Annotated in this window: 2 protein-coding genes and 1 pseudogene; 2 read left to right on the top strand and 1 reads right to left on the bottom strand. The window is 73.0% G+C overall.

Annotation, left to right across the window (positions count from 1 at the left end):
- Positions 1 to 266: pseudogene (locus ACYVE9_RS23035) on the top strand (catalase HPII); the annotation flags it as partial.
- Here the strand turns inward: ACYVE9_RS23035 and pdxH are convergent.
- A complete protein-coding gene (gene pdxH, locus ACYVE9_RS23030; RefSeq protein WP_461029808.1) occupies positions 267 to 890 on the bottom strand; it encodes a pyridoxamine 5'-phosphate oxidase in 624 nt (207 codons plus the stop codon).
- Between the two features lie 383 nt (positions 891 to 1,273).
- On the opposite strand from pdxH, the gene ACYVE9_RS23025 reads away from it, so the two are divergent.
- Entirely contained in the window at positions 1,274 to 2,374 is a 1,101-nt protein-coding gene (locus ACYVE9_RS23025) for a citrate synthase 2 (protein WP_461029807.1), read from the top strand.
- Positions 2,375 to 2,452: the final 78 nt, after the last annotated feature.

Genomic DNA, 2,452 nt, shown 5'->3' with positions numbered 1-2,452 from the left:
TCCGCAGCGCCGGCGCGGGCGCCCCGCAGGCGAGCGGCACCGGCGCCGACCCGGCGCTGCTGCTGATGGTCTCCGAGACGTTCCGGCACGCCAAGGCCATCGGGGGCTGGGGCGGCGCCGAGGAGGTCGTCCGGGCGGCCGGGTGCTCCCCCGCCGCCCCCGGAGTGGCGCTGGGGCGGAATCCCTCCGAGGTGCTGGAGGAGGTCACCGGGCTGCTCGCCTCGCACCGGGTCTGGGACCGCTTCCCGGCTCCGTCCCGGGCCTGATCAGGGGCAGAGCCGCTCGACGGTCCAGCCGGAGTCCTCACGCCGGTAGCGCAACCGGTCGTGCAGCCGGTTCTCCCGGCCCTGCCAGAACTCCACGGTCGCCGGCACCACTCGCAGTCCGCCCCACTGCGGTGGTGCCGGCACGTCCTCCCCCTCGGGGTAGCGCTCGGCCAGGGCGGCGAACATCCGGTCGAGTTCCTCGCGGGAGGCGACCGTGGAGGACTGCTCGCTGGCCCAGGCGCCCAGCTGGGAGCCGTGCGGCCGGGTACGGAAGTACGCGGCCGTCTCGGCCCGGCCGATCCGGGTGGCGCGCCCGGTGACGACGACCTGCCGGGCGATGCCGTGCCAGGGGAAGAGCAGCGACACCCACGGGTTGGCGGCGATCTCCCGCCCCTTGCGGGAGCCGTAGTTGGTGAAGAAGACGAAGCCCTCCGGGGTGCACTGCTTCAGCAGCACCGTGCGCGAGCTGGGACGTCCCTCGGCGTCGGCGGTGGACAGCACCATGGCGTTCGGCTCGTGCAGTCCGGCGGCCTCGGCCTGCTCGAACCAGCGGAGGAACTGCTCGACCGGTTCCCCGGCGAGGTCGTCCTCGCCGAGGCCCTCGGCCCGGTACCGGGCGCGCATCGCGGCCGGATCGAGCTGCCGGGCCAGGCGGGCGTCGTCGGGACTGGTCGCTGCGGTGTGACTGTCTGCTTGAGGCACAGGTTCATCTTGCAGCATGGCCACCTCGGGCGGCGCGCAAGTCTGCCCGCTCTTCTTTCGGTGTACACCTGTCGGGGGCGAATGCGGGAGTGTGCCGCTTCTCACGCTTTACCGCAGGTGGCGAACCCACCAAAATCGCCGGGTGGGATGGTGTGGCACCCCGACAGCAGCGGCTATGGTGTTCGATCGCCCGGGTTGGGTGACCACCCTCCGCACGGGGCATGACCCGGATACCGGAAACGGACCGCCAGCCTGCGACGCACGAGGCAGCGGAACCGTTCCGACACACCTTTAGGAGCCGCCAGATGTCCGACTTCGTACCCGGACTCGAAGGAGTCGTCGCGTTCGAGACGGAGATCGCCGAACCCGACAAGGAGGGCGGCGCCCTCCGCTACCGCGGGGTCGACATCGAAGACCTGGTGGGGCACGTCTCGTTCGGCAACGTCTGGGGCCTGCTCGTCGACGGCAGCTTCAACCCCGGCCTGCCGCCCGCCGAACCGTTCCCCATCCCCGTCCACTCCGGTGACATCCGGGTCGACGTGCAGTCCGCACTGGCGATGCTCGCCCCGGTGTGGGGCCTCAAACCACTGCTGGACATCGACGAGGAGCACGCCCGCGACGACCTGGCGCGGGCCGCCGTGATGGCGCTGTCCTACGTGGCGCAGTCGGCCCGCGGCCAGGGCGTGCCGATGGTCCCGCAGCGGGAGATCGACAAGGCCGGCTCGGTCGTTGAGCGCTTCATGCGCCGCTGGCGGGGCGAGCCCGACCCCAAGCACGTGGCCGCCGTCGACGCGTACTGGACGTCGGCGGCCGAGCACGGCATGAACGCGTCCACGTTCACCGCCCGCGTCATCGCGTCCACCGGCGCGGACGTCGCCGCCTCCCTGTCGGGTGCGGTCGGTGCCATGTCCGGCCCCCTGCACGGCGGCGCGCCGTCGCGGGTGCTGGGCATGATCGAGGAGATCGAGCGCAGCGGTGACGCCGCGGCCTACGTCCGGCAGCAGCTGGACAAGGGCGAGCGCCTGATGGGCTTCGGCCACCGCGTGTACCGGGCCGAGGACCCGCGGGCGCGCGTGCTGCGGCGGACGGCCAGGGAGCTGGGCGCGCCCCGCTTCGAGATCGCCGAGGCGCTGGAGAAGGCGGCACTGGAGGAGCTGCACAACCGCCGCCCGGACCGGGTGCTGGCGACCAACGTGGAGTTCTGGGCGGCCATCGTGCTGGACTTCGCCGAGGTGCCCGCGCACATGTTCACGTCGATGTTCACCTGCGCCCGCACCGCCGGCTGGTCGGCGCACATCCTGGAGCAGAAGCGCACCGGCCGTCTGGTGCGTCCCTCCGCCCGCTACACCGGCCCGGCGTCGCGCCGGCCGGAGGAGATCGAGGGCTTCGCCCAGATCTCCGGCTGAGCCACCGCGTCCCGCCCCCGGGCGGGCCCGTCCGGAACCGGGCGGCGGAAGGGCCCCGCGGCAGCACACCGCCGCAGC

Source organism: Streptomyces sparsus, assembly GCF_054776295.1.
The sequence above is the reverse complement of the archived record's forward strand: the minus strand, read 5'-3'. Positions and strand labels throughout refer to the sequence as shown.